Source organism: Streptomyces flaveolus, from assembly GCF_014648815.1.
Lineage (GTDB): Bacteria > Actinomycetota > Actinomycetes > Streptomycetales > Streptomycetaceae > Streptomyces > Streptomyces flaveolus.
This window is the reverse complement of sequence record NZ_BMRV01000006.1, coordinates 271,877-294,866: the sequence shown is the minus strand read 5'-3', so window position 1 is coordinate 294,866 and position 22,990 is coordinate 271,877. Positions and strand designations below refer to the sequence as shown.

Here is a 22,990-nt window from a genome sequence, read left to right as displayed (position 1 = left end):
GAGATGGACATCAGTGGCGGCGCCGGGGGACCGGGTGCGGGCTTCATCGAGCTGGAGGGTGTCGAGAAGGTCTTCGACGTGCGCAGGAGGACCGGGTTCCTGAGGCGGGAGCGGCGCGAGGTGCGGGCGGTGGACGGGCTGTCGTTCACGGTGGCGCGGGGCGAGATGGTCGGCTACATCGGGCCGAACGGGGCCGGGAAGTCGACGACGATCAAGATGCTCACCGGCATCCTGACGCCGAGCGGCGGGCGGCTGCGGGTGGCGGGCATCGACCCGTCACGGGAGCGGACGCGGCTGGCGCACCGCATCGGGGTGGTGTTCGGGCAGCGGACGACGCTGTGGTGGGACCTGCCGCTGATCGACTCCTACCGGCTGATGCACCGCATGTACCGGATCCCGGACGCGCGGTACCGGGCGAACCTGGAGCGCTGCGTGGATCTCCTCCAGCTGGAGTCCCTGCTGGACGTGCCGGTGCGGCAGCTGTCGCTGGGGCAGCGGATGCGCGGTGACATCGCGGCGGCGCTGCTGCACGACCCGGACGTGCTGTACCTGGACGAGCCGACGATCGGCCTGGACGTGGTGTCCAAGGCCAAGGTGCGGGGGTTCCTGCGGGAGTTGAACGCGGAGCGCGGCACGACGGTGCTGCTGACCACGCACGATCTGCAGGACATCGAGCAGCTGTGTTCCCGGGTGATGGTCATCGACCACGGGCGGCTGATGTACGACGGTCCGCCGGCCGGGCTGCACGAGGCGGGGGAGAGCGAGCGGACGCTGGTGGTGGACCTGGAGCGGGAGGTGCCGCCGATCGAGGCGCCGGCGCCCGCGCGGGTGGTGCGGGTGGAGGGGCCGCGGCAGTGGCTGGCGTTCCCCGCGTCGGCGTCGGCCGCGGGGCTGGTGGCGGACATCGCGGCCCGGTATCCGCTGGTGGACCTCTCGGTGCGGGAGCCGGACATCGAAGCGGTGATCGCCAAGATCTATGCGGAACGGGCGAGCGCGTAGTGCCCGGCGGGCCCAGCTCGTAGGCTGCTGTACATGACCGACGACGCCCCGGAACTCCGTGCATCCGACGCCGACCGTGAACGAGTCGCCGAGGTCCTGCGGGACGCCCTTGCCGAAGGGCGCCTGGACATGGCCGAGTTCGAGGAGCGGCTGGACGCCACCTACCGTGCGCGGACCTACGGGGACCTGGCGCCGATCACCCGGGACCTGCCGGTCGGGGAGGTCGTCGCGGCGCCGGTGCCGCGGGTGTCGATGACCAAGGAACCCGCGGGGAGCGGGGGCTGGGCGGGGCGGATCACCGGCGGCGAGGGGTCGTCGACCTGGGCGGTCGCCGTGATGTCCGGGTTCGAGCGCAAGGGGCGCTGGACGGTGCCGAAGCGGTTCAACTGCTTCGCGTTCTGGGGCGGCGGTGAGCTCGACCTGCGGGAGGCGAACTTCGCGGACGGCGAGGTCGTGATCAACTGCGTCGCGATCATGGGCGGCATGAACGTGGTCGTGCCGCCCGGGGTCGAGGTGGTCGTGCGCGGCATCGGGATCATGGGTGGGTTCGACCACCGTGAGGAGGGCGTTCCGGCCGAGCCGGGCGCGCCGCGCGTGGTCGTCACGGGCTTCGCCTTCTGGGGCGGGGTCGGGGTGGAGCGCAAGGTGACGCGGGCGGAGCGGCTGCGGCTGAAGGAGGAGCGGCGGCGGGACAAGCTGGAGCGTAAGGCCGCGCGGCGGGAGCTGCACACGTCGTTCCGGGAGGACGTGGAGGAGGCCCACCGGACGATGCTGGACGGGCACCGGGGGCTGATGCGGGAGCGGCGCGAGGAGCGGCGGGAGGAGCGGGAGCGGAGGCGCGGCGAGGACTGACCGCGACCCGGCGCATCCGGCGAGCCGGCGCTGTGTCGTGCGGTGCGTCGGTGGCGGCCGGGCGGGGTTGACGCGGCCCCGCGTTGCGGGGTGCCGCCGCCGCGCCTGGGGGTACCTCCCAGGCCGTTCAAGCGCTGGGGCCGGTGCGCCCGGCGGGCACGACTGCCCGCAGCTACGGCCGGTCAGGACGGCCCTCCGGCCCCGCTCACAGTGTCGCCGGTGACGTGACCCTCAGGTCGTTCAGGTCCAGCGCCGCCGCCATCCGCGCGTACCCCCTGTCGCTGGGGTGCAGGTGGTCGCCGTTGTCGTAGTCCGCGCGCAGGCGGCGCGGGTCGTAGGGGTCGCGCAGTGCCGCGTCGAAGTCGGCGACCGCGTCGAACACCCGGCCCTCGCGGATCTCCTCGTTGATCTCCTGCCGCATGCTCTCGCGCGCGTCGGTGTAGCCGCTGTGCCCGCCGAACGGCATCACGGTCGCGCCGACGACCTTGAGCCCGTGGGCGTGGGCCATGTCGACCAGCGTGCGCAGGCCCGCGAGGATCGACTCCCGGTCGGCGAGTTCCGGGCTGTGCAGGATGTCGTTGACGCCGATGGCCACGACGACCACCTTGGCGTTGGTGCGGCCCAGCACGTCCCGGGGGAACCGGGACAGCGTGCTGGGGTTGGCGGGAGGCGTGCCCGGTCCACTGGTGAGCAGCCGGTTGCTGCTGATGCCCTGGTTGACCACGCTGTAGCGGGGCACGTTCCGCCCGGCGCCGGCCGCCGCGCGCAGCCGCTCGGTGAGGACGTCGGTCCAGCGGTGGTTGGCGTCCATGGTGGAGCGGTAGCCGTCGGTGATCGAGTCGCCGAGCGCGACGACCGTGCCCACGGCCTCGTGGCTCAGCACGTCCAGCGCCGTCACGTAGCGCCAGTACGAGGTCCTGCCCGTGTACGCGTCGGCGGTGACGTCCTCGGTGCGGTCGCCCTCGGCGACGTAGCTGGTCTGCCGTGCGTGCGGGTGGTAGGTGACCGGGCCGGAGGGCACGGGGGAGTAGGTGGTGATCAGGACGTCGCTGCCGTAGGGGACGGCGATGCGGGCGACGTCGCTCATCACCTGTCCGCCCGCCGGGACGACCACCCGGGGGCTGCCGCCGAAGGTGAGCCGGCGCATGCTGCCGTCGGCCGCGGCGGCGGTGCCGTCGTCGGCGGCCAGGGCGATGGACGCGTGGGTGACGGTCAGCGGTGACCGGCCGTACAGGTTGGACAGGGTGATCCGGGCGCTGTTGCCGCCGACGCCGGCGTGTACGACGTTGCGTACCGAGCGGCCGGCCATGCCCTGCGCAGCGGTGCCCGGTTCGGGGCCGACGGGCGAGGTGGACCAGGCGCCGACCCAGGTGCCGGTGGAGGCGGGCGCGGCGTCGTTGTGCGGGAGCCGGCCGCCGGCGACCGGTGTGCGGTCCCGCGTGCCGTCGTCGGAGGCCACCGTGGCGTATATGGCGGCGGAGATCGCCACTATCAGGGCGACGATCGCGGCCAGCAGGGCACGCTGCTTGCTGGGAGGCGCCCCCACGCCTCCGTCATGACCTTCGGTCATGCTGTGTTGTTCTCCTCGGGCGAGGGGAGCTCCGAGGCTCCGGTCCGATGAGCCCATGATGCGTCATGGGCCGGGGCAAGGCCGTGTGACCCCCCGGTTCTTCCCCTTCCCGTCAGACGCCGGGAACTTGTGTTCCGTTCCAGGAGTCGGTCAGGAAGGGACAATGGGTGCGGGACGGATCGTCGAACGGTGGAGCGGATGGCACGCACGAAGGCAGAACGTCCGGAGGGTTCCATGGGTATCGGGCAGGGCGCCGAAGCGGGTGAAAGCCCGTCCTCCGCCGCCGCGCCCGGCGCCGTCCGCAACCGGGCGATGACGGCGTTCAGCCCGGCCGACGAGGAGAAGCGGCGCGGCGTGCGCCGGATGAAGCTCACCGCCGCCGGTCTGCTGCTGTTCGTGGCCGTCGTCTACGTCCTGGCCGAGTGGGCCTCCCACCGGGGCGCGGGTGCCTGGGCGGGCTACGTCTCCGCAGCCGCCGAGGCCGGCATGGTCGGCGCGCTCGCCGACTGGTTCGCGGTCACCGCCCTCTTCCGCCACCCCCTCGGGCTGCCCATCCCGCACACCGCGATCATCCCCAGGAAGAAGGACCAGCTGGGTGTGTCGCTGGGCGAGTTCGTCGGCGAGAACTTCCTCTCCGAGGACGTCGTACGGCAGCGGCTGCGCGCCGTCGGCATCGGCAGCCGGCTCGGTGTCTGGCTGGCGGTGCCCGAGCACGCCGACCGGGTGACGGCCGAGCTGTCCGCCGCCCTGCGCGGTGCCCTCACCGTGCTGCGCGACTCCGACGTGCAGGCGGTGGTCGGGGAGGCCATCACCCGGCGGGCCGACGCGCAGGAGATCGCCCCGGGCATCGGCAAGATGCTGGACCGGGTCGTCGCCGACGGCGGGCACCGGCGGGTCGTCGACCTGATCGTCTCCCGCGCCCACGACTGGCTGGTGCTGCATGGCGACTCCGTGATGGACGCCGTGCAGGGCGGGGCACCCGGATGGACGCCCCGGTTCGTGGACAAGAAGGTCGGCGAGCGCGTCTACAAGGAGCTGCTGCGCTTCGTCACCGAGATGCGCGACATGCCCGCCCATCCCGCGCGCGGCGCCCTCGACCGCTTCCTCACCGACTTCGCCTCCGACCTGCAGTCCGACACCGAGACCCGGGCGCGCGTGGAGCGGCTGAAGACGGAGGTGCTGGGCCGCGGCGAGGTCCAGGACCTGATCGCGTCCGCCTGGACCGCCGTACGCTCCATGATCGTCTCGGCGGCTGAGGACGAGCGCAGCGAGCTGCGGCTGCGGGTGCGGGCGTCGCTGCTGTCGCTGGGTGCCCGGATGGCGTCCGATCCGAAGGTGCAGGGCAAGGTCGACTCGTGGGTCGAGGGCGCCGCGGTGTACGTCGTCACCACCTACCGGCGGGAGATCACGTCCCTGATCACCGACACGGTGGCGGGCTGGGACGCCGAGCACACCACGAAGAAGATCGAGGCGAACATCGGCCGGGACCTGCAGTTCATCCGGATCAACGGCACGGTGGTCGGCTCGCTGGCCGGGCTGCTGATCTACACGGTCTCCCGCATGCTGGGGGCGTAGCCCCTCGATCGGCCGGGCGTGCCCGCCCCGGTCGGGGGCACACGGGTTTCGATCGCTCGGTCCGGCGGCGCCGCACGGCACCGCGGGACCGGGCGGCGTCGTCCCACGGTCCTCGACGGAGAGGGAGCCATGCCTGCGGAATCGTCGTCGCCCAACTCCGTGCCCGCCGCCACGGGAACCGTCACCACGGCGGTCCCCGCCCGCCTGGACCGGCTGCCCTGGTCCCGGTGGCACTGGATGATCGTGATCGGTCTCGGCACCGTCTGGATCCTGGACGGCCTGGAGGTCACGATCGTCGGCAACGTGGCCGGCCGGATCGCCGAGGACGGCAGCGGCCTGGACATCAGCTCCGCCCAGATCACCGGCCTGGCCGCCGCCCTCTACGTGGCCGGTGCCTGCGCGGGCGCGCTGTTCTTCGGCTGGCTGACCGACCGCCACGGCCGCAAGAAGCTGTTCATGGTGACGCTGGTCGTGTATCTGGCGGCGACCGCGCTGACCGCCGTGTCCTTCGAGTCCTGGTGGTTCTTCCTGTTCCGGTTCCTCACCGGTTTCGGCATCGGCGGCGAGTACGCGGCCATCAACTCGGCGATCGACGAGCTGATCCCGTCCCAGTACCGGGGCCGGGTCGACCTCATCATCAACGGCAGCTACTGGCTGGGCGCCATCGGCGGTTCCCTGCTGTCCATCGTCATGCTGGACACGGACATCTTCCCGAAGGACCTCGGCTGGCGGCTCAGCTTCGCCCTCGGTGTGGTCCTCGGCCTGGTCATCCTGCTGGTGCGCCGGCATGTCCCGGAGAGCCCACGCTGGCAGTTCATCCACGGCTACGGCGACGAGGCGGAGAAACTCGTCTCCACGGTCGAACGGGAGATCGAGCAGGAGAAGGGGGAGCCGCTGCCGCGGCCGGCCGGTGAGATCACCATCCACCAGCGCAAGAGCATCGGCTTCGGCCTGATCGCCAAGACCGTCTTCGGCAAGTACCCGCGCCGCGCGGTCCTCGGCCTGTCCCTCTTCATCGGCCAGGCGTTCCTCTACAACGCCATCACCTTCGGCTTCGGCACGATCCTGATCACCTTCTTCGACGTGCCGACCGGTCAGACCGGCTACTACTTCGCCGTCATCGCCGCCGGCAACTTCCTCGGCCCGCTGCTGCTCGGCAAGCTGTTCGACACGGTCGGCCGCCGGATCATGATCTCGGGCACGTACCTGCTGTCGGGTGTCCTGCTGTTCATCACGGCGTGGCTCTTCGACCGGGGCTCGCTGACGGCCGACACCATGACGGCCTGCTGGTGCGTGGTGCTGTTCTTCGCCTCCGCGGGCGCCTCCAGCGCGTATCTGACCGTCTCCGAGATCTTCCCCATGGAGACCCGGGCGATGGCCATCGCCTTCTTCTACGCCCTCGGCACCGCCGCCGGCGGTATCAGCGGCCCGCTGCTCTTCGCCGACCTCACGGAGTCCGGCGTGGTCGGCGACACGGTGCTCGCCTTCCAGATCGGCGCCGGGCTGATGTGCGCGGCCGGCCTGGTGGCCGCGTTCCTGGCGGTGAAGGCGGAACGCCGCTCCCTGGAGGACATCGCGGAGCCGCTGTCGACCGCGCAGGCGGGCGCGGGAACGAAGGAAGCGCCGGGCACGGGCACCGCCACGGCGTAGAGTCCGGGCCGACCCGCCTCCCGACCCGGCCGACCGCGAGGAGCCTTCGATGACCGTCCGCAGGATCGTCCCCAACATCCACGCCGGGTCCGCGGAGGAACTGGCCGCCGGCCGTGACTTCTACGGCCTGCTGGGCTTCGAGGAGGTCATGGACATGGGATGGGTGTCGACCATGGCCTCACCGTCCGTCCCCACCGCCCAGGTCAGCTTCTTCACCGAGGAGCGCACCGGGCCCGTCGTCCCCGACCTGAGCGTGGAGGTCGAGGACGTCGACGCGGTCCACGCGCAGGTCGTCGCGTCGGGCGCGGAGATCGTACGGGAGCTGCGGGACGAGGAGTGGGGCGTACGGCGCTTCTTCGTACGGGACCCGAGCGGGCGCGTGGTGAACGTGCTGACGCACCACTCCTAGGGGGTGTCGACCTGGGCCGAGGAGGTCAGGCCCGTCGGTCGGCGACCGCCCAGGAGGCCAGCGCGACGGCACCGGCGACCCCGAACACGGCGGGCCAGGCGCCCACCTTCTTGGCGAGCGGGTGGGACCCGGCGAAACCGGCGACGTACGCGGCCGTCAGCGCCCCGGCGGCCTTCCCGCCGGCCCGCCGGCGCCACTGCTGCGCGGCGGCGGCCCCGGCGACGGCGAGCACGGCCCCGCCGAGCTGCCGCTTCTTGGTCCAGCGGGCCACGCCGTACCCGCCGACGAGACCGCTCGCCGCGACCACCGCGCTGGGAACCTTCGCCATGCCTGCCTCCTGCTTTTCTCCTGCTTTTCTCCGTCTTTTCAGACCGAGGCTAATCCCCGCCGGGCACGGCACCCGCGCCGGGGCGGACGACTGCCGGCGTCCACTGTGGTGCAGGTCACACCGTCTTTGGCGGTCGGCCTGTCACACCACTCCTCCGCGTTCCGTCGTAGCTGTGTAACGCGATACGGCAACGGCCGAACGGCCGAACCCACGACGGAGGAACCCACCATGGACGCTCGCCTCAACCTCTTCGGCAACCCGATCGCCGGCAAGCTCCTGCGGCACATCAACTCGGCGGGCAAGGTCCTGACGGACTCGGGGCTGCCGGCCGCCACCCAGGAGCTGGTGAAGATCCGCGCCAGCCAGATCAACGGCTGCGGCTTCTGCCTCGACATGCACACCAAGGACGCCGCGAAGGCGGGTGAGACCTCGCTGCGCCTCAACCTGGTCGCCGCCTGGCGGGAGGCCAAGGTCTTCACCGACGCCGAGCGGGCTGCCCTGGAGCTGACCGAGCAGGGCACCCGCATCGCCGACGGCCACGGCGTCACCGACGAGGCCTGGGCGAACGCGGCGGAGCACTACGACGAGGACCAGCTCGCCGCGCTGGCCGGCCTGATCGCCCTCATCAACACGTACAACCGGCTGAACGTCATCACCCAGCAGCCGGCGGGCGACTACGAGCCGGGCATGTTCGGCTGACGCCCGCCCGCCAGCCGGACGGCCCGCCCCGACACACCGGGGCGGGCCGTCCCGCTGCTCAGCCGGCGTGCAACAGCACCGGGAGCCGCTGGTGGCCGTTGCTGATCAGCGAGGGCACGGCCGGGAGTTCGGCCGAGGGATCGGCGAGGCGGATGTCCGGGAAGCGGTCGAAAAGGCTCCGGAGCGCGAGGGTGACCTCCATGCGGGCGAGGGGCGCGCCGAGGCAGAAGTGGACGCCGTGCCCGAACGCCAGGTGGTCCTTGACCGTGCGGGCCGCGTCGAACGTGTCGGCGTCGTCGTGCCATGCGGGGTGACGGTTGGCGGCGGCGTAGGACGCGAGGATCGCCTCACCGCGGGCGATGGTCTGCCCGTCGGGCAGGGGGATGTCCGTGACGGCGAACCGGAGCGGCAGGTGCTTGACCGCCGGCTCGTGACGCAGCGTCTCCTCGACGACGTCGTCCCAGGTGACGGCACCCTTGCGGACCAGTTCGAGTTGGTCGGGCCGGGTCAGCAGGGTGTGCACGGCCTGGTCGATGACGTTGACGGTGGTCTCGTAGCCGGCGCTGATCATCAGCAGCAGGGTGTCGCGCAGCTCTTCGTGCGACAGGCCCGCGCCGTCGCTCTCGTCGTCCCGCGCGGCGATGAGCAGGGACGTCATGTCGTCGCCCGGGGTGCTGCGCTTGTCGGCGATGAGCTGGTCCAGGGTCGCGTACAGCCGGGCGGTGTTGGCCTGTGCCTCCTCCTGGCTCAGCGTGGTGTCGAAGACACCGTCCACGAGGGCACGGAAGCCGTCCCGCCGGCTCTCGGGCACACCCATGAGGTGCCCGATCACCGCGATGGGCAGCGGGTAGGCCAGCTCCTGGCGCAGATCGACCGGCTCTCCGGCGGGGAGCCCCGCGAGACGGTCGACGAGCCCGTCCACCATGCCCTCGACGGACGGCCGCATGTGGGCGATGCGGCGGGCGCTGAAGGCGGGCGCCACCAGCCGGCGCAGCTTGCGGTGGTGGGGACCGTACGCGGTGAACATGTTCTCCACCGCCACCCACAGGGCGAGCGGCCAGGTGCCGACCACCTGCCCGAAGGCGGGCCAGTGCGCCCGGGCGTCCTTGGAGACGTCGGGCCCGGTGAGCAGCTGTTTGAGCAGAGCGGGGTCGGAGACCGACCAGGCTTCCACACCGAGGACGTCCACCCGGGTGGCCGGACCGCGGGCGCGCAGGGCACGGTGCTCGGCGTGGTGGTCGGCGCCGGCGGGGTCGAGGACGAGGGGAGACTGCTGGTCGGACATGGCGGGCTCCTTAGGTGGCGGCGGGGAAGGTGACGGGCAGGGATTCCAGGGCGCGGTGGAACGGGCCCGGGCGCCAGACGAGTTCGGCGGCCGGCACGGCGAGGTCCGTCTCGGGCAGCGCGTCGAGGAGGTGGGTGACCGCGGTCTCCGCGATGAGGTAGGCGTGCGAGCGGGCGGGGCAGGTGTGCGGGCCGATGCTCCAGGCCAGGTGGGCGCGGTTGCCCGTGTGGCGGCCCTCGGGCACGCCGTCGGTGAGCGCCGGGTCGTTGTTGGCGGCCGCCATGGAGATCACGACCGGCTGGTCGGCGGGCAGGAGGACCCCGTCCACGTCGATCGGGTACGGGGGGTACGAGATGCAGTAGTTCGCCATGGGCGGGTCGGTGTAGAGGACGGCGTCGAGCGCGTCGCGCACCGTGGACAGCCCGGCGTGCAGGTCGGCGGAGAACTCCTCGTCGGTGAGGATCTTCAGCACGGTGTTGCTGATCAGGTTGGTCAACGGCTCGATCCCGGCGCCGTAGAGCGTGACGAGCTGGTGGCCCATCTCCTCGTCGTCCAGCCGGGCGGAGTGGGTGATCAGCCGGGACGTGATGTCGTCGCCGGGGTGCTGCCGGCGCAGGTTCACCAGGTCGGCGACGGCCTGGCCGAGGATCTGGTTGCCCTGCTCGGCGTTCGTGGTGTCGAAGATCTTCGCCATCCCGTCGGCGATGCGCACGCCGATCTCGTCCGGGCAGCCCAGCAGCGCGCTCAGGACCCGGAAGGCGATCGGGAACGCGTACTGGGAGAGCAGGTCCGCCTCGCCCTGCCCCCGGAAGTCGTCGATGGCCCCGGAGGCGACCTTCTCGACGAGGGACCGCAGGCCGTGCTGGTCGACCCCGCCGATCGCGGCGGTGTTCGCTCCGCGGTAGCGGGCGTGCTCGGCGCCGCCGGAACGCAGCGCGTTGGGGCGCCACTCCATCATCGGCCTGACCGGGCAGGACGCCGGGATCAGCTTCTCCCACGCGCGGGGATCGGCCGGGAAGTGCAGCGGGTCGTTGAGGATGCGGCGGGCCTGGTAGTAGCCGATCACCAGGGTCGCCGGAACACCGGGCGCCAGGTCGACCGGGACGAGGGGGCCGTGGGTGCGGCGCATGCGCCGGTACGCGGCGTGCGGGTCGGCGGCGAACTCCGCGGTGTACAGGGCGATCCGCCCCGGCGGGCTCGTCGGCGCGGACGCGGCGGACGGCATCGTCATCGGCGGGACTCCAGGAGGGCGGCCGAGCGGTGCTCGGAGAGGTACTCGGTGAGCGTGATCAGGGCGTGCAGGGACGACGTGCGGTCGCGGGCGTCGCAGGCCGTCAGCGGAGTGAACGGGTCGAGGGCCAGGGCCTCGCGCAGCTCCGGCTCGGGGTAGTCCGGCGCGCCGGGGAAGGTGTTGATGGCGACGGCGTACGGTATGCCGCCGTTGTCCAGGAGGCCGAGGGCGTCGTGGGAGGCGTCGAGGTCGCGGGTGTCGGCCAGGACGAGACAGCCGAGCGCACCCTCGGCCAGGTCCTCCCACAGCGGCTGGAAACGGGCCTGCCCCGGCAGCCCGAACAGATACAGCGCGATACGGCCGCCGGCCATGTGGATGCGGCCGAAGTCCATCGCCACCGTGGTCGTGGTCTTGTGCGGGGTGCCCCGCAGATCGTCCACGCCCGCGCTCTCCTGCGTGATGGGTTCCTCCATCCGCAGGGGCTTCACTTCCGAGACGCTGCCGATCAGCGTCGTCTTGCCGACGCCGAAACCCCCCGCGACCACGATCTTGGCCGACCGCGTCACCGTGGCCGGGACGTAGGTGACGGGCGGGTCAGACCATGGAGCGCAGTCCACGCAGTACCTCCTGCAACAGGTCGGATTCGGGCTGGTGATCGCTCGCCGCGACCGGGCTGGCCAGGTGGCCGGAGTCCATCAGGGAGGAGACGAGGATGCGCACCGTGGACGGCGGCAGCTCCAGCGCGGCGGCGATGTCCGCGACGGCCAGGCCGCCCTCCGCGCCGGCGAACAGCCGCATCACCCGGCGGGCGTCCGGGCCGAGGGCGTCCGTGGGCCCGGAGGCGGCGATGAGCACGCTCTCCAGGCGCACGTCGTCACGGGCACGGACCTGACCGCCGGTGCGGACGTAGGGCCTGACCATGTCGGGGTCACGCCGCGGCCCCGTCATGCCGGCGAGCCGCCTTCCGCGGCCGGCACGCGCTCCTCGGTGCCCAGTTCGTGCCCCAGTCGGGTGGCGAGCCGCACCATGTGATGGGAGATCAGCCCGACATCGGCGTCCGGACCGGTCGTGCACACCGACAGCATGGTGTTCCTCGCGGCGGTGGTCGTCAGACCGATGCAGCCGACCGACTCGATCAGCAGCTGCCGCATGCCCTGGCCGCCGGTGAACTCGTCCCACGCCTTGCCCGCGGCCCGCAGCGCCGCCGTCAGCGCGGCGAACTTCTCCCCGTCGTCCTGGCCGATCGTCTCGGTCCGGGCCTTCAGCAGACCGTCGCTGCTCATCAGGACGGCGTAGCGGACGCCCTCGACGGTGCCGAGCTCCTGGTCGAGCAGCCAGCCCAGGCTGTTGGTGTGTGTGTCTCGCACGATCAGTGTCCTTCTTCGGGTGCGGCGTCGTGTGCGGCGTCGGGTCCGGGGCCGGGGGCCGTCCGGTGTGCCGCGTCGGTTCCGGCGGGGGTCGGGGAGGGCTGGTCCTGCCGGCCGCGGCGGGTGCCTTCCGCCCAGGCGGCGGCGACGGCGGGACGGCCGGGCCCGGCGGCGGGCTCGGCGGTGCGGCGCGCGGCGACGGGAGCCTTGGTGCGCCGGCGGACGGTCAGACCGCTGGCGGTGGTGGCGGGCGCGGCGGCCTGTGGCTCGGGGACGGCCTGTGGTCCGGGCTCGGCCGCGAGGGCCGCCGGGGCGGCCGCGGCGGCAACCGGTACGGCTCGCGGTGCCGGCCCGACCGCGGGGGCCGGTGGTGCGGCGGGCGGTGCGACGGCCGGCTCGGACCGCACCGCGGGGGCCGACGGCGTCGAGGCGACGGCGGGGCCGGCCGGTCCCGGCGTGACGAGCAGGTTCTTCGGCAGCACGATCATCGCCCGGGTGCCCTGGTAGATGTTCGGCGCGGTCAGCTCGACCCGGAAGCCGTAGTTCTCCGCCAGCAGGGACGCCACGCGCAGCCCGGTCTGGGGGTGGGCGCCCAGGCGGGTGATGTCGTCGCGCTGCTCGCCGGACATCACGTTGCTGGCCCACAGCAGCCGCTCGTCGTCCATGCGCAGGCCGGCGTCGTCCACGACCAGGAAGACCGCGTGGTGGCCCTGCTCCAGCGACACGTGGACGCCGGCCGCGGGCGGGGAGTAGCGCAGCGCGTTGTCCAGCAGCACGGCGAGGGCGTGCACGACCGCCTCCACCGCGCGTCCCTCGACCGCGACGGTCCCCATCTCGGGGTGCCTGATCCGCTCGTACCCCTCGATCCGGCCCATCGCCGCCCGCACGATGTCGGTCAGCGAGGTGGCGGGCCAGCGCCGCGAGAGCTTGTCCCCGGCGAGCACGGCGTACCCCGACGCGGTGAGCAGCATCTGCTGCGTGAGGTGGTCGATCTCCACCAGCGTCGCGTACGCCTCGTCCGAGATGTGCCGCCGCACACCCTGGCTGACGGACCGGCCGAGCCGCGCCGCCCGTGCCACCACGTTGTTGGCGAACCCGCGTACGGCGGCCCGGGCCACGCCCAGGGACTCCTCCCGTACCTGCGCGATCTGCCGTTCCGTGTCCTGCCGGATCCGATCGGCGGTCCGGGCGGCCGCCGCCCGCTCCTGCGCCCGTATCTCGCCGACCGCCGAGGCCAGCGCCCCGGGGAGGGCGAGCAGCCGCTCGGCGAGCGGGGTGCCGTCGAGGTTCGGCGGGACGGTGAGCGCGCCCTTGTGGCCGTCGCCGTTCTGGCCGGCACCGGCCGCGGCGGGAATCACGGTGGTCGCGAAGTGGCCCACGCACTGCTCGGCCGCGAGGAGTTGCAGGGTGAGCCGGTCGGCGTGCCGGCGCAGCAGTTCGGCCTGGCGCCGGGCCTGATCGCGTGCGCGCCGGAAGTACCAGGCGGCCCCGGCTCCGGCCACCGCCAGCAACAGGGCGCCGGTCAACAGCAGTTCAGTCATCGGGTCCTCACGGAGGGGGAAGCCGTCGGTGTGGGGGGTTGGGGGGCGGGCCGGTCCCGGCGGTCGGAGAGGCGGGTCCGGAGGGAGCGGCCGGGGCGGCCCAGGACGCCGGACTGGTGGGCCGGTGTCGCGGTATCGAGGGCGTACCGGAGCCGCCCCGCGGCGGCGAGGGTCCTCAACAAGCCAGAAGCAGCCGGCGTCTCCCGATCGGCGGCAAAGGGACGCGGCGGCCCTCGGCGCTCTCCCGCGGCACCGCCCGGGACAGCGCCCCCGTCACGCCTCCACGTGCCGAGGACTCAGCGATGCCGACAACGGTGAGTGTGCACGACATGGATCTCCAGGGGACGAGCGCAGGGCCTGCACGAGCGGTGGGGGACGACGGCGGAGCGGGCTCGCGACAGCGCAGGTTCGTTCCTGCAGACACCCGAACTGCCGGGCCCGCCAAGGGCATTCGGCAGGGACCATACCGCTTGTGTTCACCCGTTGTGGCAGCTCAGTGACTACGGATGGCCGTCCCTGGAGGTATGAGGCGAAAAATGCACGGTTGACGACCAACTCACGTTGGCCAAAAAGCAGTTGGTGACCGAGTGGGCGTCCTGCTAGTCAGCGGCCGGCCTGCGAGCCGTAGGCGATGCGGGCCCGGTCACTGGACGCTCCAGCGGTGCGGATGCCCGGGGTCGGCGGGGCAGGCGAAGACGTTCAGCTCACCGTGGTTGCCGACGACGACCTCGGTGGGCGTGGCGAAGGGGCGCGGGGGCAGGTCCCGTTCCTCGACGGGCGTCCAGCTGCGGCTGCCGCCGTCCCATTCGGAGGTGTCGATGGTGAGCAGCAGCTCCATGGGAGCCGCGCAGGCCCGGCAGTCCATGGCGTACGGATCGGTCCGGTGCCAGGACGCGTAGCCGCCCGCGCGCCATCCGGGCGGTATGGAGAGGTCGTACTGGTATCCGATCGCCTCTGCCGCGCAGCCGGAGCAGTCGGCGGCCTCTTCGGCCTCCTCCTCAAGAGCCTCGTCCCAGGCGTCGAGCCGGTCGCACAGCTCCTGAGGCAGGAGCCCGGCGAACGGATAGGTGACGACCTGCTCGGGGTGCAGCACACACGGCTCGGGCACGTACCCGGCGTAGCCGACCACCTCCGGCCGCGGCGGCGCGGTCAGCACCTCACCGACCTCGGCCGACCTGCGCCACCGCAGCTCTAGATACGGCTCGAACCCCGTCCTGCCGTGCGCGTCGAAGGGACACCAGAACACCTGGAGCAGGTCGCAGCCGTCCGGTCCGGGGAGGAGGTCGGGAACGTCCCGCCGGTACAGCTGGGCGAGGCCGATCATCGGCACGGGGGTCGTCTCGGTGAGGTCGGGGATCCGGTGGGTGCGCTCGAGCTCGTCCAGGAGCTCGCGCTCGGCGTCCGTGAGCCCTGTTCCACGAGGGTGCGCCTCCGCCCAGAGCTCCCGCTCCCGGCGGATGTCCGAAAGCCGCCGTCCCCGATCCCGGGCATGAGGCTGGACGCAGACGGGCCAGGGCTCGTCCACGGGCCACAGCAGGGGCCCACCCACGGAACTGTCCGCCGCGCCAGGGTGGCCTGCCCGCGGGTGCAGCCGGGTGGTGGTGCCCCGGTAGCCGGCGAGCTCGGGGAAGAGCGCCTCGATGTCGACCGGGCGGGGCGGGGTGGTCCTCGTCATGGCGCCGACTCTTTCACCGTCGCGGACGGGAGGGGACGCCGGTCCCCGCCAACTGCCCACGCTCACCGCCCGATATCCAGTACCACGCGGCCGATGGCGGCACTAGGTTGGTCGGCCGACGCCCTGACCACCCACGCCACCCCGCAGGAGCCTCCGCCGTGACGCACCCCGTCGACCACGAACTGATCCAGGCCGCGGCCGACGTCGCCCGCACGCGCAGCCACGGCGACAACCACACCATGGCAGCCGCGGCCCGCACCCGGGACGGCCGCATCGTCACCGCGATGAACGCGTACCACTTCACCGGCGGCCCCTGCGCCGAGCTGGTCGTCGTCGGAGCGGCAGCCGCGCAGGGCGCGTACGAACTGGACACGATGGTCGCCGTGGGCGACCGCGACCGGGGCGTGGTCCCCCCGTGCGGCCGGTGCCGGCAGGTCCTGGCCGACTACTTCCCCGACCTCAAGGTCATCGTGGGCAGGGGCGCGGAGGCGCGGACGGTGCCGGTCACCGACCTCCTGCCGGAGACGTACGTCTGGGCGGACCACCAGCTGGAGATTGACGGGGCGGGGGCGTCGTCCTGAGCGCCCCCCTCGCCCCCGCCCAGTGCGGTACGCCGTCCGCTGGAGCGCGTTGGGCGAAACGGCTGGTATGACTGGTGCATGCAGGAAGAGACAGCACGGTCCGCGATCGACACGTTCCTCTCCGCGTTCAACGCCTCGGACGACAGCTATGTGACTGAGCTGCTCTCCCAGGCCCTGACCTCGGACGTGGTCTTCTGGGGGCCGTTGGGACGCAGGGAAGGGATCGCGGCGGTCGAGCAGTTCGTGCTGGACATCCGGCGCCACCCGGCGGGGACCGGCACGATGGTGCGCTGCTCGGCGGTGGACATGCCTGACGAGTGGGCCCGGTACAAGTGGGCCTTCACCACGCCGGACGGAGGCCCCCGCCTGGCGGGAACGGACGTCGTCCATCTACGGCGGAGCCTGATCGACCAGGTGATCGTCTTCGCGGGGGAGATCGAGCCGTCCGCTTCCTGAGAGGGCGTGCTCGGGCGTTGTTCTCCTTCTGAACCGGCTTGTGGGGGTGATCACGTGCCGCCAGGGGGCCATCAGTACGGAACGGTCGGCGTGGCGCAGGCGCCGGAAGGGGCGGTGGAACCGTGTGGCCACGGGTGAACGGCATGCGGGCGCTGGAACTCGGCACGCCGGGAGAGATGCGGGAGCGGCTCAACGCTCTCGTCCTGGCCGGGCGGAAGACCGCCACCACCGGCCTGCTGGCCGAGTACGTGGAGGAGACGGAGGGCCTGGAGTTCGAGGGTGAGCGCCTGGCCCTCCTCGGCAACGACGGGGACTGCGTCGCCACGATCGAGATCACCCGCGTCCAGCCGGCTCCGTTCGGCGCGGTCACGTGGGAGCACGCCGCCGCCGAAGGAGAGGGCGACCGCTCCCTGGACGAGTGGCGGACGGGCCACAGACGCTTCTGGGAGGCCATCGGCGCACCGGTGGACGAGGAAACGCCGCTGGTGTGCCTGCGGTTCCGGGTCGTTGCGGGTTGCTAGTGGGGTGACCCCGTAGGTTCTCTGGTGCCGCATGAGGGGAGCCCCAGCAAGCGTCCGGATACCCGGTGGTTTCTCGCCCACTGGGCAGCCAGCCACCCGGGAGCCCGGCCGCCCGGGCCGCCGTTCACCGACGCGGAGCCTGCCGCTTCAGTCGCGCTGTGAGGTCGACGCCCTCTTGTACGGCGATGTCGAAGTCTGGGTCCAGGTACAGGAGGATCCTGCCGCGGTAATCGACGATCACTGTTACCAGGGCCTTGAGGTCAGTCTCGGATGACGCCTCCAGCGCACGCTGCAGGTCAACCTCGAAAGCCTCTCGGTCGCCGGGAAACCCGTGCCCGGAACGCAGAGCGGCTCGTACGTCCCCGATGGTCTTCAGCGGCAGCCGTGCGGGAGCGACTGTCTCCGCGTGCCGTGTGACCACGAGTGTGCTCCTCGAAGTCCAGGAATTCAGCGTTGCAGCGAAGCGGCCAGGAACCAGCACCATGCTGCGTCGGATACCTCGACGAGAGGTCCTTCGGGGTGCTTGGAGTCACGGATCAGTATCCCTGTGGGTATGAGTGCGGCCTCCACACACTCGGTCCCGCTGCCTCCGCTGTAGGAGGACGTGAACCAGTGCAGTTCCGACGCTGCCGTCATCATGACTCCTTGCTGATCCGATCGACGAGGTCGGCTGACGACTCCAAGTCGAGCGCCTGTGCGCTGAGGTACTGGAACGCCAACTTATAACGCTCCAACTCCTGCGGCTTCTCCATGAAGAGCCCACCGCCGAGGAGGTCCACGTACACGACGTCCAACTCAGGAGCTTGTCCGCGGAGAACGGCGAAGCTGCCGACGGCTGCTGCATGAGCGCCGCGTGCGAACGGCAGCACTTGGACGGTGATGTGCGGTCGTTCGGACACGGTGAGCAGGTGCTCCAGTTGCTCTTTCATGACCTCCCTGCCCCCAACTCGCCGTCGGATCGCCGCCTCGTCGATCACGCACCAGATGTGCGGCGGCTCCTCGCGTTCCAGCAACTCCTGCCGCTTCATGCGGATGTCGACCATGAGCTGGACCTCGCGCTCCTCACACTGCACCTCCGAGGCCCGGTGTACGGCTTCGGCGTACGCACGGGTCTGGAGCAGGCCGGGAACGTACATGCAGGCGTAGTGGTCCTCACGTACGACCTCGTCCTCGAGAGTGAGCATGAGGTTCATGGACTCGGGGATGGGATCGGCGAGCGACCGCCACCATCCCTGGATCTTGGCCCCCTTGGCCAGCTCGACCAGAGCTGCGCGCTCCTCGTCCGTAGCTCCGTACTCGCGACACAAAGCATCAACGGCCCGCCACTTGACCGTGCCTTCCTTCGTCTCGTAGCGGCTGAGTGTTGCCTTGGAGATGCCGACTAGCGCTCCCGCCTCCTCCAGGGTCAAGCCTCTCCTCTCGCGGAGGCGACGCAGGTCGGCGCCGAGCTGACGCCTGCGAGTGGTGGGTCCCATTGCCATACCAACGGCCCTTCGTGTCGATGCCGTAGATCGTCGTGTTCATCGCGAGGAACAGCAAGACGGTGTGCGCCGGGGGCGCGTGCTGAGCGTGGGCGCTCCTGCTCGGCCTAGATGAGAGTTCCATTTTGGAAGTCTCAATGCAACGCTTGGTCGCCAAGGGGTCACAGAGCGCACAGGGTGCCGAGGATCCGGGGAGCGAGAGGGTGGGCTACTTCATGGAAAGCGCGGGTCGGAGGGCAAGGCGGGCATGGAAGCTGCCCTTCTCAGCGGAGCCGGAGGAAGTGGCTGGGCTGCGTCGCCTTATGCGAATGCACCTGGAACTCTGGGACTTGCATGAACTCGCCGACGTTGCTCAGCTGTGTGTCAGTGAGCTCGTCGCCAACGTCATCAAGCATGTTGGGCCCGGAACGCCCTCCATGCTCGCCGTCTCCATGAACGGAATCCGCCTGCGGATCGAGGTTCACGACCCGGACTCGCGGGCTCTCCCGGTTCTGACCGATGCGGCCGACGATGCTGAGGGTGGGCGGGGTATGGCGCTCATCGACGCCCTTACCGACCGCTGGGGCGTCGACCTCGCCGCCGAGTGCAAGTCGACGTGGTGCGAGCTCCGCACGAGCCCCACGCCGGCCAACGGGTATGCCGCTCCTCCTCGTGTGGCCCGGGCAGCAGATGTGCTGGAGCTCTACGCCTCGACGTCGATGCCGCTGCAGGGCGTGGCCTTCAGTCGGCTGGGGACGACGATTGCGGAGGAGACGGCGATCGACGTCATCACCGATCTCCTCCATTGGCTCCGCGCGCATGGCCGGGACCCGGACGACGTACTGGACCGGGCCCAAGCCCATTTTGAGGCGGAGGCCGAAGCGCGCTGATCGTGTGCACGAATTCCGTAGGTCAGCTTGCTTTGATGGCCGAGTACGTCCACACGTCGGCCGGGAGGTCGTGCTCCAGGCGCCAGGTGATCGCCATCGGTTTGCTACCGGTGTGGCTTTCGTAAGTCGCCGGGCCGAGGAGCATCCAGGGCTGGGACTTCCCTATGTCGCTGTTCTTGTAGCGGCGCATGAACAGGAGCACATGACTCCCGCGCTGCGCGTGTTGCTGGTAGCGCATGCCTGTGCGGGAGTCGGCGGCCGTCGCGTTCTGTGACTCCCAGTGGTAGAGGGTGGGGCTCAGCGCGTAGTCCTTGTACCGAACTGTGGGGGAGAAGTCCTTCTCATTCTTCTCCTGCGTGATGAGGAGGGCATCCGTCTGGAGCTCCTCGACCCACTGCACGCCCTGCGCGAAGGACCGGGGCATCTGGCCACCGATGCGGGCGACGCCGAGGGCGGCGAGTATCTCCGAGCGGTTGTATGCGCTGTGAACCTTGAGCGGGACATGACTGAGAGGCCCGGTCAGCGAGATGGGCAGGTGGTCGGCCTGCTCGATCACGTAAGACAGCAACTGTTGGAGCTCGTCACGGACCGCGTGCTGAGTCCGCAGGGACTCCAGTCCCTCCTGGTAGCTGGTGAACCCGCCTGCGTTGTCCCAGAGGTTGAAGAACAGCATGCGGGCGTACGCCTGGTCGGCGGGTCCCAGCTCGCTGTAGGGCGGGGCCTCGTCATCGAGTAGGCGGAGGTATGCCTGAGCGCGTTCCGGATCGTCCACGTGGAGGAACGCGTGGGCTCGCTTGAGTAGAGCCGCTTCACCCTGCGGAAGTGACTCCTCCAGCAGGCCGGCCCGGCGGAGGACGGTTGTCCAGGAGTTGTCGCCCTTGTACAGCTCTTTGATCTCTCGGCGGCTTTCCCTGAGGTAATCAGCGAGACGCGGGGTGCTGTACTCCTTGACCTCCTTCACCAGGGTCTTCACCGTGGCGCCCAGCTGGGTCCGGATGTTGTCGAGGATGAGGTCCTTCGACTTGCCTTCCAGGATGATCTGGGAGCCGGACGGCAGCTGCGGGAAGTCCCGCTCGATGTGCTCGACGAGCCGGTTTCGCGAGAGGTTGGTCAGGGCCCGGAACTGCTCCTCGAAACGGAACTCCGCCCGGTGCTGACCGATGAAGTCGAGCACAGTGAGCACAGGCTTGGTCTCGGTGCGCCGCAGCCCTCGTCCCAGCTGTTGGAGGAAGACAGTGGCGCTGTTGGTGGGCCGCAGCAAGAGGAGGGTGTCGACGTCAGGGATGTCGAGCCCCTCGTTGAACAGGTCCACCGAGAAGATGACCTGAAGCTTGCCGTCACGCAGGTCGGTCAGCGCCCGGGCGCGCACGTCGGCAGGCGAGTCACTGTCGAGCGCCACAGCCTCGAAGTTGGCCTTGCGGAAGAAATCCGCCATGTAGTGGGCATGCGCCTTGGTGACGCAGAAGCCGAGCGCACGCATGGCACCGGGGTCGGAGACCTTGTCCCGGATCTGCTTGACGACGATGCGGGCTCGGGCATCGTTTCCCGTGTAGAGATTCCCGAGGTCCTGATCGGCATACGAGCCCTTCTGCCAGCCGACGTTGGTCAGATCCGTACCGTCAGGAATGCCGAAGTAGTGGAAGGGGCAGAGCAGATCGTTTTCCAGCGCCTCCCAGAGCCTCATCTCGGCAGCGATGCGGCCCTCGAAGAATTCGTCCTGCACATTGAGTCCGTCCATCCGTTCCGGCGTGGCGGTCAGGCCCAACAGTTCCTTTGGGGCGAAGTGGTCGATCACCCGTCGGTAGGTGGAAGCCGTGGCGTGGTGGAACTCGTCAATGACGATGACGTCGAAGTGGTCCGGAGCCAACTGCTCCAGTCTCTGGACGTTGAGTGACTGCACGCTGGCGAAGACGTGGTTCCACTCGCGCGGATCGGCTCCGCCGTGCAGCAGCTCACCGAACGAGGCATCGTCCAGCACCTCGCGGTAGGTGCGCAAGGACTGCTTCAGAATTTCCTTGCGGTGCGCCACGAACAGCAGCCGCGGCCGACCAGCGTCCGACTCCCTGCACAGACGGCGGTAGTCGAGGGCGGCCATGACGGTCTTCCCGGTACCCGTTGCCGCAACGAGTAGGTTGCGGTGCCGTCCGCGGATCTCGCGCTCGACGGTCAACCGTTCCAGCATGTCTCGCTGGTGCGGAAAGGGACGCACCTCTAGGCCGGAGAGGTTGATCCTCAGATCGGTGGTCGACGTGGACCCACTCGCCTGGGCCAGTGCCCCGTCGAGGCGCTCTCCGTGCAGGTCGGGGTCGTACGTCTCGAAGGCCGTGTCGTTCCAGTAGGCGTCGAAGGTTGCCTCGAACTTGTCGAGCACCGCGGGTGTGGCCACCGACGACAGCCGTACGTTCCATTCCAGGCCGTCGAGGAGCGCCGCTCGGGACAGGTTGGAACTGCCGACGTACGCCGTGTCGAAACCTGTCTTGCGCCGGAAGAGCCAAGCCTTGGCGTGCAGCCGCGTCGAGCGGATCTCATAGTTGACCTTGACGGTGGCGCCGAAGTCGCGCACGAGCCGGTCGAGCGCGTGGCGGTCGGTGGCGCCCATGTAGGTGGTCGTGATGACCCGGATCGGTACGCCCCGCTCCTTGGCGGCGCGCAGGGAGTCTTCCAGGACGCGAATGCCGTACCACTTCACGAACGCGCACAGCAGATCGATGCGGTCGGCGGTGGCCAACTCTGCTCTCAGCTCGGAGCCCAGACTGAGGTCATCGGGCGAGTTGGTGAGCAACGACGTTTCGGACAACGGAGTGAGTGGGCGGATCGCGTAGGCGCCGGGTGCCTCCTGCTCGGCGAGGGCCAACAACTGCCGGGGCCCCTCGACGATGGGGCCGACGGTATCGAGGTCGCTGTGGCCACCTGCACTCGTGGCCAGAGACTCCAGGATCCGGTTGGCGAAGGGAACCTGCTGGTCAGACGGAAGCTGACCGAGGTGACGGGCCACCATCTCCCCGACGTGCCGAGCCAGTACATGAGGAGAGGACTCCGGGCTGACCTCCGCGTCGACGGCCTTCCACCCCATCGCCTCGAGTTGCTTCAGCTCGTCACGCACGTCCTCCGTGATCAGTTTCTCGTAGACCCCCGAGACCGGCTGCGCCAGCTCCCCCGCGTCTCCCACCAAGACCCCCTCGGTCACTCGTTGATGTGCCCTAGTTCTAACAGGAGCCACTGACAAGGCTGTGAGCGGTGCGGGAGGCGTTGTTCGCCGCCGTCGGCGCCCACGGCGGTGTTCGAGTCCGCGACCGTCGCGCTCGGCGGTGCGATGCTGCACCGCTCCTGACGGGGACGGGGCAAAGACTCAGCCCCCCGCCCCCTCCCCCAGATACCCCGCCAGCCCGTCCAGCAGCATCCCGCTGCCCTGCTCCGCCATGTCCCGTTCCTCCGCCGTGTCGCAGGTCTGGCTGAGGGCGATCTCCGTGCGGGCGGGGTCCTGTTCCGTGAGTTCCAGGGTCATCGTCACCTGGTCCGCGCGGCCCGGGACGTCCATGCCGAGGACCAGGCGGCTGGGCTCTGCCACCTCCACGTAGGAGCCGGTCAGTGGGAACGCGTCGCCGTCGGGGGTGAGCATCGTGGCCTTCCAGGCGCCGCCCGGGCGTACGTCCATCTCGACGGAGCCGGGGGCGGCGTGGGCCCACGGGGCGTACTGCTCGGGGGTGGTCCAGGCCTGCCAGACCCGGGCCACCGGGGCGTCCAGGACGCGGGTCAGGGTGTAGGAGAAGCCGTCGGCCGCGGTGGTCTGTCCGGTGCTCATGGGGGACTCCTTGCTCAGGCCCTCACGCCCTCGCGCGAGGTGGTCGCACAGGTAGACGTCCGCGGACGGCGAACCTCATCGGTCCGCCGAAACGCTGCT

At 70.6% G+C, this 22,990-nt stretch carries 24 protein-coding genes; 10 read left to right on the top strand and 14 right to left on the bottom strand.

Going from position 1 to position 22,990, the window contains the following annotated elements; translation table 11 throughout:
* Positions 1-3: 3 nt before the first annotated feature.
* Both IEZ05_RS17090 and IEZ05_RS17085 read left to right on the top strand, forming a co-directional pair.
* Positions 4-999 carry an ABC transporter ATP-binding protein gene (locus tag IEZ05_RS17090; protein ID WP_189230975.1) on the top strand — a complete coding sequence of 332 codons (996 nt, stop codon included), beginning with the start codon at positions 4-6 and terminating at the stop codon, positions 997-999.
* Positions 1,000-1,032: 33 nt separating this feature from the next.
* Positions 1,033-1,851 (top strand): DUF1707 SHOCT-like domain-containing protein, encoded by an 819-nt coding sequence (locus IEZ05_RS17085; protein ID WP_189230974.1) that lies wholly within the window; start codon positions 1,033-1,035, stop codon positions 1,849-1,851.
* Positions 1,852-2,056: 205 nt separating this feature from the next.
* Here the strand turns inward: IEZ05_RS17085 and IEZ05_RS17080 are convergent, their stop codons facing one another.
* Positions 2,057-3,421, bottom strand: coding sequence for an SGNH/GDSL hydrolase family protein (locus IEZ05_RS17080; RefSeq protein ID WP_189230973.1), 1,365 nt, complete (start codon positions 3,419-3,421; stop codon positions 2,057-2,059).
* 234 nt (positions 3,422-3,655) lie between these two features.
* Between IEZ05_RS17080 and IEZ05_RS17075 the strand changes: the two genes are divergently transcribed.
* The 3 genes from IEZ05_RS17075 to IEZ05_RS17065 all read left to right on the top strand — a co-directional run bounded on the left by IEZ05_RS17075 (position 3,656) and on the right by IEZ05_RS17065 (position 7,055).
* Entirely contained in the window at positions 3,656-4,996 is a 1,341-nt protein-coding gene (locus tag IEZ05_RS17075; protein WP_229869741.1) for a DUF445 domain-containing protein, read from the top strand.
* 129 nt (positions 4,997-5,125) lie between these two features.
* Entirely contained in the window at positions 5,126-6,646 is a 1,521-nt protein-coding gene (locus IEZ05_RS17070) for an MFS transporter (protein ID WP_189230971.1), read from the top strand.
* A gap of 49 nt (positions 6,647-6,695) precedes the next feature.
* Positions 6,696-7,055, top strand: a complete 360-nt coding sequence (locus tag IEZ05_RS17065; RefSeq protein ID WP_189230970.1) for a VOC family protein — start codon at positions 6,696-6,698, stop codon at positions 7,053-7,055.
* A 25-nt stretch (positions 7,056-7,080) separates the two neighbouring features.
* On the opposite strand, the gene IEZ05_RS17060 is transcribed toward IEZ05_RS17065, so the two are convergent.
* The gene (locus tag IEZ05_RS17060; RefSeq protein ID WP_189230969.1) at positions 7,081-7,383 is read right to left on the bottom strand and encodes a hypothetical protein; all 303 of its coding nucleotides are present in this window, start codon (positions 7,381-7,383) and stop codon (positions 7,081-7,083) included.
* A gap of 228 nt (positions 7,384-7,611) precedes the next feature.
* Here IEZ05_RS17060 and IEZ05_RS17055 point away from each other — a divergent pair, with 228 nt between their 5' ends.
* Entirely contained in the window at positions 7,612-8,082 is a 471-nt protein-coding gene (locus IEZ05_RS17055) for a carboxymuconolactone decarboxylase family protein (protein ID WP_189230968.1), read from the top strand.
* Positions 8,083-8,140: 58 nt separating this feature from the next.
* Here the strand turns inward: IEZ05_RS17055 and IEZ05_RS17050 are convergent, their stop codons facing one another.
* From IEZ05_RS17050 to IEZ05_RS17020, 7 genes are all read right to left on the bottom strand, one after another.
* Positions 8,141-9,367 (bottom strand): cytochrome P450 family protein, encoded by a 1,227-nt coding sequence (locus IEZ05_RS17050; protein ID WP_189230967.1) that lies wholly within the window; start codon positions 9,365-9,367, stop codon positions 8,141-8,143.
* Between the two features lie 10 nt (positions 9,368-9,377).
* Positions 9,378-10,598, bottom strand: coding sequence for a cytochrome P450 (locus IEZ05_RS17045; RefSeq protein ID WP_189230966.1), 1,221 nt, complete (start codon positions 10,596-10,598; stop codon positions 9,378-9,380).
* A complete protein-coding gene (locus tag IEZ05_RS17040; protein WP_189230965.1) occupies positions 10,595-11,215 on the bottom strand; it encodes a GTP-binding protein in 621 nt (206 codons plus the stop codon). The genes IEZ05_RS17045 and IEZ05_RS17040 overlap by 4 nt, the downstream gene beginning before the upstream one ends.
* A complete protein-coding gene (locus tag IEZ05_RS17035) occupies positions 11,193-11,546 on the bottom strand; it encodes a DUF742 domain-containing protein (RefSeq protein WP_189230964.1) in 354 nt (117 codons plus the stop codon). Before IEZ05_RS17035 ends, IEZ05_RS17040 begins: the two co-directional genes overlap by 23 nt.
* The gene (locus IEZ05_RS17030; RefSeq protein ID WP_189230963.1) at positions 11,543-11,965 is read right to left on the bottom strand and encodes a roadblock/LC7 domain-containing protein; all 423 of its coding nucleotides are present in this window, start codon (positions 11,963-11,965) and stop codon (positions 11,543-11,545) included. The genes IEZ05_RS17035 and IEZ05_RS17030 overlap by 4 nt, the downstream gene beginning before the upstream one ends.
* Before the next feature lie 2 nt (positions 11,966-11,967).
* Positions 11,968-13,506, bottom strand: a complete 1,539-nt coding sequence (locus tag IEZ05_RS17025; protein ID WP_229869740.1) for an ATP-binding protein — start codon at positions 13,504-13,506, stop codon at positions 11,968-11,970.
* 643 nt (positions 13,507-14,149) lie between these two features.
* A complete protein-coding gene (locus IEZ05_RS17020; RefSeq protein ID WP_189230962.1) occupies positions 14,150-15,181 on the bottom strand; it encodes a hypothetical protein in 1,032 nt (343 codons plus the stop codon).
* A gap of 158 nt (positions 15,182-15,339) precedes the next feature.
* Between IEZ05_RS17020 and IEZ05_RS17015 the strand changes: the two genes are divergently transcribed.
* The 3 genes from IEZ05_RS17015 to IEZ05_RS17005 all read left to right on the top strand — a co-directional run bounded on the left by IEZ05_RS17015 (position 15,340) and on the right by IEZ05_RS17005 (position 16,739).
* Entirely contained in the window at positions 15,340-15,762 is a 423-nt protein-coding gene (locus tag IEZ05_RS17015; protein ID WP_229869739.1) for a cytidine deaminase family protein, read from the top strand.
* 78 nt (positions 15,763-15,840) lie between these two features.
* Positions 15,841-16,218 carry a nuclear transport factor 2 family protein gene (locus IEZ05_RS17010; RefSeq protein WP_189230960.1) on the top strand — a complete coding sequence of 126 codons (378 nt, stop codon included), beginning with the start codon at positions 15,841-15,843 and terminating at the stop codon, positions 16,216-16,218.
* A gap of 122 nt (positions 16,219-16,340) precedes the next feature.
* Positions 16,341-16,739 carry an ASCH domain-containing protein gene (locus IEZ05_RS17005; RefSeq protein WP_373298794.1) on the top strand — a complete coding sequence of 133 codons (399 nt, stop codon included), beginning with the start codon at positions 16,341-16,343 and terminating at the stop codon, positions 16,737-16,739.
* Positions 16,740-16,863: 124 nt separating this feature from the next.
* On the opposite strand, the gene IEZ05_RS17000 is transcribed toward IEZ05_RS17005, so the two are convergent.
* From IEZ05_RS17000 to IEZ05_RS16990, 3 genes are read right to left on the bottom strand one after another with little or no spacing between them, the layout of a single operon-like run.
* A complete protein-coding gene (locus IEZ05_RS17000) occupies positions 16,864-17,160 on the bottom strand; it encodes a hypothetical protein (RefSeq protein ID WP_229869738.1) in 297 nt (98 codons plus the stop codon).
* Between the two features lie 26 nt (positions 17,161-17,186).
* Positions 17,187-17,375 carry a DUF397 domain-containing protein gene (locus IEZ05_RS16995; protein WP_189230959.1) on the bottom strand — a complete coding sequence of 63 codons (189 nt, stop codon included), beginning with the start codon at positions 17,373-17,375 and terminating at the stop codon, positions 17,187-17,189.
* The gene (locus IEZ05_RS16990) at positions 17,375-18,220 is read right to left on the bottom strand and encodes a helix-turn-helix domain-containing protein (protein WP_189230958.1); all 846 of its coding nucleotides are present in this window, start codon (positions 18,218-18,220) and stop codon (positions 17,375-17,377) included. The genes IEZ05_RS16995 and IEZ05_RS16990 overlap by 1 nt, the downstream gene beginning before the upstream one ends.
* A gap of 215 nt (positions 18,221-18,435) precedes the next feature.
* Between IEZ05_RS16990 and IEZ05_RS16985 the strand changes: the two genes are divergently transcribed.
* The gene (locus IEZ05_RS16985; RefSeq protein WP_189231087.1) at positions 18,436-19,089 is read left to right on the top strand and encodes an ATP-binding protein; all 654 of its coding nucleotides are present in this window, start codon (positions 18,436-18,438) and stop codon (positions 19,087-19,089) included.
* 22 nt (positions 19,090-19,111) lie between these two features.
* Here IEZ05_RS16985 and IEZ05_RS16980 read toward each other — a convergent pair whose 3' ends face one another.
* Both IEZ05_RS16980 and IEZ05_RS16975 read right to left on the bottom strand, forming a co-directional pair.
* The gene (locus IEZ05_RS16980) at positions 19,112-22,258 is read right to left on the bottom strand and encodes a DUF3427 domain-containing protein (protein ID WP_189230957.1); all 3,147 of its coding nucleotides are present in this window, start codon (positions 22,256-22,258) and stop codon (positions 19,112-19,114) included.
* A gap of 180 nt (positions 22,259-22,438) precedes the next feature.
* Positions 22,439-22,891, bottom strand: coding sequence for an SRPBCC family protein (locus IEZ05_RS16975; RefSeq protein WP_189230956.1), 453 nt, complete (start codon positions 22,889-22,891; stop codon positions 22,439-22,441).
* Positions 22,892-22,990: the final 99 nt, after the last annotated feature.

Coding starts and splice junctions, on each gene's coding strand:
- IEZ05_RS17090 (WP_189230975.1), top strand. CDS start 4: ATGGACATCAGTGGCGGCGCCGGGGGACCGGGTGCGGGCTTCATCGAG.
- IEZ05_RS17085 (WP_189230974.1), top strand. CDS start 1,033: ATGACCGACGACGCCCCGGAACTCCGTGCATCCGACGCCGACCGTGAA.
- IEZ05_RS17080 (WP_189230973.1), bottom strand. CDS start 3,421: ATGACCGAAGGTCATGACGGAGGCGTGGGGGCGCCTCCCAGCAAGCAG.
- IEZ05_RS17075 (WP_229869741.1), top strand. CDS start 3,656: ATGGGTATCGGGCAGGGCGCCGAAGCGGGTGAAAGCCCGTCCTCCGCC.
- IEZ05_RS17070 (WP_189230971.1), top strand. CDS start 5,126: ATGCCTGCGGAATCGTCGTCGCCCAACTCCGTGCCCGCCGCCACGGGA.
- IEZ05_RS17065 (WP_189230970.1), top strand. CDS start 6,696: ATGACCGTCCGCAGGATCGTCCCCAACATCCACGCCGGGTCCGCGGAG.
- IEZ05_RS17060 (WP_189230969.1), bottom strand. CDS start 7,383: ATGGCGAAGGTTCCCAGCGCGGTGGTCGCGGCGAGCGGTCTCGTCGGC.
- IEZ05_RS17055 (WP_189230968.1), top strand. CDS start 7,612: ATGGACGCTCGCCTCAACCTCTTCGGCAACCCGATCGCCGGCAAGCTC.
- IEZ05_RS17050 (WP_189230967.1), bottom strand. CDS start 9,367: ATGTCCGACCAGCAGTCTCCCCTCGTCCTCGACCCCGCCGGCGCCGAC.
- IEZ05_RS17045 (WP_189230966.1), bottom strand. CDS start 10,598: ATGACGATGCCGTCCGCCGCGTCCGCGCCGACGAGCCCGCCGGGGCGG.
- IEZ05_RS17035 (WP_189230964.1), bottom strand. CDS start 11,546: ATGACGGGGCCGCGGCGTGACCCCGACATGGTCAGGCCCTACGTCCGC.
- IEZ05_RS17025 (WP_229869740.1), bottom strand. CDS start 13,506: ATGACTGAACTGCTGTTGACCGGCGCCCTGTTGCTGGCGGTGGCCGGA.
- IEZ05_RS17020 (WP_189230962.1), bottom strand. CDS start 15,181: ATGACGAGGACCACCCCGCCCCGCCCGGTCGACATCGAGGCGCTCTTC.
- IEZ05_RS17010 (WP_189230960.1), top strand. CDS start 15,841: ATGCAGGAAGAGACAGCACGGTCCGCGATCGACACGTTCCTCTCCGCG.
- IEZ05_RS16995 (WP_189230959.1), bottom strand. CDS start 17,375: ATGACGGCAGCGTCGGAACTGCACTGGTTCACGTCCTCCTACAGCGGA.
- IEZ05_RS16990 (WP_189230958.1), bottom strand. CDS start 18,220: ATGGCAATGGGACCCACCACTCGCAGGCGTCAGCTCGGCGCCGACCTG.
- IEZ05_RS16985 (WP_189231087.1), top strand. CDS start 18,436: ATGGAAAGCGCGGGTCGGAGGGCAAGGCGGGCATGGAAGCTGCCCTTC.
- IEZ05_RS16975 (WP_189230956.1), bottom strand. CDS start 22,891: ATGAGCACCGGACAGACCACCGCGGCCGACGGCTTCTCCTACACCCTG.